This window comes from Mycobacterium asiaticum (genome assembly GCF_001668675.1).
GTDB lineage: Bacteria > Actinomycetota > Actinomycetes > Mycobacteriales > Mycobacteriaceae > Mycobacterium > Mycobacterium asiaticum_D.
The window spans coordinates 1-6210 of record NZ_LZKQ01000325.1 but is presented as its reverse complement, the minus strand read 5'-3'; the positions used below and the strand labels follow the sequence as shown (position 1 = coordinate 6210).

General features: G+C 63.7%; 7 protein-coding genes and 3 pseudogenes. 1 reads left to right on the top strand and 9 read right to left on the bottom strand.

Translation table 11 applies throughout. From position 1 onward, the window contains the following. Positions 1 to 488: MlaD family protein (locus tag A9X01_RS26770; RefSeq protein WP_155772311.1), on the bottom strand; the 488-nt coding region annotated here is incomplete at its 3' end. Between the two features lie 640 nt (positions 489 to 1128). Between A9X01_RS26770 and A9X01_RS26765 the strand changes: the two genes are divergently transcribed. Then, positions 1129 to 1770 (top strand): TetR/AcrR family transcriptional regulator, encoded by a 642-nt coding sequence (locus tag A9X01_RS26765; RefSeq protein ID WP_065123600.1) that lies wholly within the window; start codon positions 1129 to 1131, stop codon positions 1768 to 1770. 37 nt (positions 1771 to 1807) lie between these two features. Here A9X01_RS26765 and A9X01_RS26760 read toward each other — a convergent pair whose 3' ends face one another. The 8 genes and pseudogenes from A9X01_RS26760 to A9X01_RS26730 form a co-directional block, all read right to left on the bottom strand. Then, positions 1808 to 2107, bottom strand: coding sequence for a hypothetical protein (locus tag A9X01_RS26760; RefSeq protein ID WP_065123599.1), 300 nt, complete (start codon positions 2105 to 2107; stop codon positions 1808 to 1810). A 322-nt stretch (positions 2108 to 2429) separates the two neighbouring features. Next, a complete protein-coding gene (locus tag A9X01_RS26755; protein WP_155772310.1) occupies positions 2430 to 2642 on the bottom strand; it encodes a hypothetical protein in 213 nt (70 codons plus the stop codon). Between the two features lie 310 nt (positions 2643 to 2952). Continuing rightward, positions 2953 to 3549 (bottom strand): TetR/AcrR family transcriptional regulator, encoded by a 597-nt coding sequence (locus A9X01_RS26750; RefSeq protein WP_095763959.1) that lies wholly within the window; start codon positions 3547 to 3549, stop codon positions 2953 to 2955. 99 nt (positions 3550 to 3648) lie between these two features. Beyond that, positions 3649 to 3801 (bottom strand): annotated as a pseudogene (locus A9X01_RS30235) (IS110 family transposase); the annotation flags it as partial. Positions 3802 to 3833: 32 nt separating this feature from the next. Then, a pseudogene (locus A9X01_RS26745) lies at positions 3834 to 4085 on the bottom strand (IS256 family transposase); the annotation flags it as partial. A 98-nt stretch (positions 4086 to 4183) separates the two neighbouring features. Next, the gene (locus A9X01_RS26740; RefSeq protein ID WP_065123596.1) at positions 4184 to 4603 is read right to left on the bottom strand and encodes a DUF6262 family protein; all 420 of its coding nucleotides are present in this window, start codon (positions 4601 to 4603) and stop codon (positions 4184 to 4186) included. Next, a pseudogene (locus A9X01_RS26735) lies at positions 4593 to 4994 on the bottom strand (tyrosine-type recombinase/integrase); the annotation flags it as partial. The gene A9X01_RS26740 and the pseudogene A9X01_RS26735, both read right to left, overlap by 11 nt. Before the next feature lie 36 nt (positions 4995 to 5030). After that, a partial coding sequence (locus A9X01_RS26730) for an IS256 family transposase (RefSeq protein WP_253849411.1) occupies positions 5031 to 6210 on the bottom strand: 1180 nt, incomplete at its 5' end.

Here is a 6210-nt window from a genome sequence, read left to right as displayed (position 1 = left end):
ACCTTCTCCGCGATCGAGGTGATCGTCTGAAACAAGGTATTGATCTCGGTGGTCACCGACCGCGCATCGATCACCGTGTGCGACGAAATCTTCTGCGGCGACGGATTGGCCGGGGTCGTCAACGCCACATACTTACCACCGAACACCGTCGTCGCCTTGATATCGGCATTCACATTCGACGGAATCAACGCCAAATACCGCGGACACACCTCCAAGGTGAACTTCGCCGCCGGCTTCCCATCACGCACCGTCTCCGCGATCTTGCCCACCCGGCCGATCTCCACCCCGTTATAGGTCACCTTCGAACCCGGATCCATCAGCAGCCCGGCGCGGGTGGCGATCATGGTCAGCTGCGTCTTTTCGGTGAAGGCACCGCGGAATTGCCCGTACACCAAGGCCAAAATCAGCGCGAAAACGAGCAACACGGCCACGGCGATCCATTTATACGGCGGGGTCCGCGGGGCGTTGGTCTGAGTCCTAACCAACAGCACGTAACGCCCTTGGCGCGCAGGTGGTTTGACGATGGCGATGCACCATCGTCGAAACCTTGTCAGTTTCATGAGCGGCGTAGGCGAAATGCCAGCCGGGAGGTTAGTCTGATCGGCTCCTCGCGCAAGTGGTCATACATTTCGCGGTTCATCAGGTCGTCGTCTAGGTATGAGCAGGAGCGAGGCGGGTAATGACGTGGACGCACGCGGCCTTGCTCGACCGGCGGCGGTCGGTGCGCGCCACTGGTAATCGCGCGGCAGGTGCGCTTGAAATCCCGAACCGCACGCGTCCACACGTGAGGCTTGGTTGGCGCAAGCAGCACACTCATCGCAGACCACCGCTCTCCGTCTGCGCGATTTCGCTCGCACAACTGGGAAAGTTCGTTCGACAGCCAGACGACATGGCATGTAGTGGCAGCATCGGGGAGCTTGTGAACCAGGGATCGTTCGACCGGTTGCCTGACATGAATTCTCCCCCGGGCGCAAAGACGAATATGGATAAAGGACTAATAGTAGCGCTACACTACTACTAGTAGCGCTACACCACTACCAGTAGTGTTAGTTGCGTTTCGGACGGGTCAATCGCCCGATGCAGGCACGACTCGGTGGACCAGGTACGGGCGGGGCTTACGGTGACTACATGGAGCGCGACGCCCTTGAATTCCCCGTCGACGACGATGACGACGTCGACCCACGCCGGCTACGCTCACGGACCCGGCTATTGGATGCGGCCACCACACTCCTCAGCGCCGGCGGCATCGAAGCCGTCACCATCGACGCGGTCACCAAAGCCTCCAAAGTCGCGCGCACGACCCTGTATCGCCACTTCAGCAGCTCCACTCAACTGCTGGCTGCCACATTTGAACGGCTGCTGCCGCAAGTCCACCCTCCGCCGGGGACGGGACCGTTGCGCGACCAACTCATCGAACTGTTGAGCCGACAAGCCACGCTGTTCCAGGAGGCACCGCTGCACGTCACCACACTGGCCTGGGTCGCGCTTGGCCCAACACCGAACAGCACCCAGGAAACCTACGATCGGCACGCGCTGCGGACACGAATCGTCGACCAGTATCGCCAGCCGTTCGATCGCCTTTTGCAAAGCCCCAAAGCCCGCGCCGACCTCGATGAATTCGACCCGCAGCTGATCCTGTGTCAACTCGTGGGGCCACTCGCGTTCGCTCGACTCACCGGCCTGCGTGCCATCGATCGTCAAGACTGTGAGCGCATCGTCGATGACTTCCTTGCCGCGCACCGCCGCCATGCCGATGAGCCCGCAACGTAGGCCTCCGCAAACCAGCTTCCCGCAGCAGCCGCTCCGGCTACCCGAGTATGGCCAATTCGCCGACCACGAGATCGGCAACGACAGATAGCCCCGGAGGAGACCTGGACGGGTGGTCGCCACGCACCTGCGTCCCGCCGCTGTGCGGAAACGCGTACTGAACCGCGGGCTGACCGCGAACCAATCCGGTAGCGACTGCCGTTTGCACCAGGCGCGCGGCGGTCGGGAATTGGGGCCATATCGGCGCCGATGCGGCCAGGATCAGCTGTGCGCCGAGCCGTCCGGCGCCGGCGATCTCGTCGAGACTCTCGATCGCCGGAAGCGTCTGTCGGGCGGCCATGGTGTCGTCGACGATGATCTGGCCTGGCCCGCCGCCGGCCGCGCTCGCGTTGGTGTCGCCGCTGTGGCTGCCACGTCGGTCAGGACGCTCAGTTGGTCGTCGATACGAGTGGTTAGGGTTCGATCTACGCGCTGAGGGTGTCAATCGGGTGAGCAAGCATCCGGCTCCGCTCCGCGTGGTGGTCATCGAAATCGGCCGGTCAAGGCCTCGACCACGGCGCCGTGTTCGACCCGCACCCGGCGGCGGGCCAGATCAGCGAGTTGTCCGGCGTCGCGCTCGCCAGCGATCAACACCTCAAGCATGTGGCGAACCGAGACGGTGTCTAGTTTCGACGCGCCACCGCCGACACTTTAATCAACGCGTCCTCGAGGATCAACGCGTCCTCGAGCAGCTTCTCGAGCCGCTCCCAGTAGCGGGCGCGTTCGCCGGTCAGGTCGACCCGTAGCTGGGTGTCATCGTGCAGCCGCCGCGCCGGTGCCGGCGGCACGCACGATGGCCGCAGCACGCCCTTCTCGGTGAACGTGACCAGCCACACCGCGTCCAACTTGTCGTTGTTCCCGTCGCGGACGTTGACCAGCCTGCTCGGATTTCACTTCGCTTGTCCTCCCATCACATCTATATTTCATGGGGGAGGTTGCTGGGGCCTCGGTCGAGGAACCGAAATTCTGACCTGGCTGCTCGAAGCAACAGTGCGTGACCCTCCCAGGTCGGGCGCGCGCCATACTAAACCACAGGCCCACAAACAAACCAGAGTGAAACGGCGTCGGTGGGCAACCCGACCACATTTTCACGCCTGCGAGGCGTCGCCGAAGGCAATCAGGGGCTAAACCCCCTTACCCAGTGGGTCAGGTGAGGCTGGGAATGATGAAGTCAACGACGAGCGCTTGCACGGTGCGACGGCCGGGGGGTCGGCTAGAGATGATGGACCGGAACATTAGGTAGCCGGGCAGTAGGTCCCAAAGTTCGTCGTCGATGGCGGCGCCCGCGATATCACCTCGGTCAACGGCCTGCTTGAGGATATGCTGGATCAAGGCTTTCCACTGCTCGAGGAACTGATGCCGTATCGCCTCGTTGAGCGCGGCGTTACGCGACACCTCGACAAGCACCGCGCGGATGGTGCTAGCGTGCTGGCGGGCCTGTTGGCTCACCAACTCCCCAAGTTCCAGCAAATCCCCCCGCAGTGTGCCGGTATCGGGCGGGACCACGACCTGGCGGGTCCCCTCGATGAACGCGGCCAATACCAGTTCGGCTTTCGATGGCCATCGCCGGTACACCGTCGCCTTGCTGGCGCGGGCGGTGGCCGCCACCGCGTCCACCGTCAACCGGTCATACCCATGTTGCTGTAGCAGGCACAACGTCACCGCAAGCAACTCGGCCTCCCGCGGCGACCACGGTGCGCCCTCCGTGGGGTGATCGGCAATCCGGGACACGGCGCCCACGATAGAACCGTCGCCGTAGTACAGTCCAGTACCGTACCGTCTAGCGGCTAAAACGTGGTCAGCTGCAGCCTCGTGTGACCCATTCGATTCTCAATGGGTTTGTCAAGCCGCTGCGGCGGTTGGGATTTGGTAGGTGGTGTAGTCGCGCAGCGTGGCCCACAGGACGTTGAGGCGTCGGCGGGCCAGGGCTAGGACGGCTTGTCGGTGGTGTTTGCCCTCAGCGCGTTTGCGTTCGTAGTAGGCGCGAGACGCCGGAGATATTGTCAAAACCTGTGGATGGGGGTGTTTCAGGCGACCTCCGTTTCGTGTGATTCGTCGGGTTCTGCTGGTGTGATGTCGATGGGCCGTTCGAGGAGTTTCCCTTTGTGGAAGACGGCGCCGTTGCGGACGAGGGCGACCAGGTGTGGTGCGTTGACCGCGCGCCAGCGGGTCTGTGCAGCCTCGATGAGCTTGTAGGCCATCGCCAGGCCGGCTGCGCGGGATCCGGGTCCTTTGGTGACCTTCGTTCTCAAACGTACTGTGGCGAAAGTGCTTTCGATGGTTATCTTGAGTCGCTCGCCGGTTCGGTGTGCAGACCTGGTGATTCGTGTCGTAGACGGTGTGCAAGACGTGTCGACGGGCGTTGTTGGTGGTGGATTTAGCAGGGGCCGATTGTTATCGGATCGCGACGTGTTCGGGGTGGGGTGTCGCGGAGCTGGCCGAGGGCGTGGGCGAGTTGGCGGCGCAGGCGCTGGTTCTCGTCGGCGAGTTCACGGTTGCGGCGCAGCGCAATGTCGAGGCGTTGGCGCAGAGAGTCGTCGGTGGCGCGCTGCCGGGCCGGTGTCGTGGTGGCGTGTCGGGGCTGGTTGCGGGCGCGCAGTCGCCGGATCTCGTCTTTGAGGTCGGTTTGAGTGTAGAGCCAGGAGCGGGAGACGCCGGCGTAGTCGGCAACGGATTCGAAAGTGATCTTCGCTCCGGCGCGGTCAAGTTCGTGCAGGGCGGCGATGGCTTTGGCGCGGGTAAGTTCGTGGCGCTGTTTGGCGGCGGTGCTGAGGTGAAGGCTGTTGTCAGAGCGCATGTTCGGTGGTCTCCGGGGTTTCGAGGGCGACGATTATGGTGTCGAGATTGGTGAGCACGGTGCGGTTCATCTCGGCCAGGCGTCCGTGGCCGCGGGCTTCGGCAGCGGTGATCAGCTCGAGAGTCTGTTGCCGCTGCGCGTGGTGCTGGGGCAGGAATTCGCTGGTCGTGAGGAACATCGGGCAGGTCAAACACGCATTGGCGTGCGGGCAGGACCGTTGCATCGGTAGCCCGCAGTAGCCGTTGGGCAGGGCCTGGGTGGCCTGGGCGAGGCGTTGTTTGGCCCAGGCCGCGTCGGCGAGCGGCCCGCCGGGCTCGTAAGTGACTGCGCGGCCGGTGATGTCGACCTTGCGGGCGGCTTCCCAATGTCGACGCACGGTGTCGTCGTGGAGGGTCCGTCCGATTAACGGTGTAAGCGGCATTTTCGGTTAGGTGGTTTCGCTTCCCGGCATGCGGTCGGCGAAGGTGATCGCGAAGGCGTTCAGTGCTGGTTTCCAGCGCATGGTCCATCGCTTCTGGCCGGTCCCGGTCGGGTCCAGTGACCGGGTGACCAAGTATAGGCATTTGAGGGCTGCTTGCTCGGTCGGAAAGTGCCCGCGGACCCGGATGGCGCGGCGGTAGCGGGCATTCAAGGATTCGATGGCGTTGGTCGAACAGATCACTTTCCTTATCTCGGTGTCGTAGTCCAGGAACGGGATGAATTCGCTCCAGGCGTTGCGCCACAACCGAATTGCCGCCGGATATCGGTGCCCCCACTCGGCGTCGAAGGCGTCCAGCGCCTCGGCGGCCGCGGTGGCGTTAACCGCGGTGTAGATCGGTTTGAGGGCGCGGGCGATGGCGTCGCGGTGCTGGCGCCCGGCATAGCGGAACGTGCCGCGGATCAGATGGATGATGCAGGTCTGTACCACGGTGTCGGGGAACACCGCGCTCACCGAGGCCGGTAGGCCTTTGAGGCCGTCGCAGACCAGGAAGAAGATGTCGGCTACCCCACGGTTGCGCAGCTCGGTGAGCACGGCCAGCCAGTATTTGGCTGATTCGCCGTCACCTTCACCGGCCCACATGCCCAGCACGTCACGGTGGCCGGCCAGATCCACCCCGATGGCCGCGTAGACCGGCCGCGGGCCGACCTGCCCGTCGCGGATCTTGACATGCAGGGCATCAATGAACACCGCGGCATACACGCGTTCCAGCGGGCGGGTGTGCCAGGCCGTCATCTCCTCCACAACGCGGTCGGTGATCCGACTGATGGTGTCCTTGGACACCGACGCACCGTAGATGTCGGCGAAATGGGCGCTGATCTCCCCGGTGGTCAACCCACGGGCATACAGCGAGAGCACCACCTCATCGACGTCGGTCAGGCGTCGCTGACGTTTCTGGACGATGTGCGGCTCGAAGGTGCCCGCTCGATCGCGCGGGACGTTAATCTCAATAGACCCGCACGCATCGGGCAGCACCTTCTTGGCGCGGGTTCCGTTGCGGGAGTTGCCGCTTCCATACCCGGCCGGATCGTGGCGGTCATAGCCCAGGTGCTCGTGACCGGACCCCGTGAAATGGTCCACGGCGAACGAGAGTCGTTCATTGGTGGGTACAGGTGGCAGCGTAGCGGGC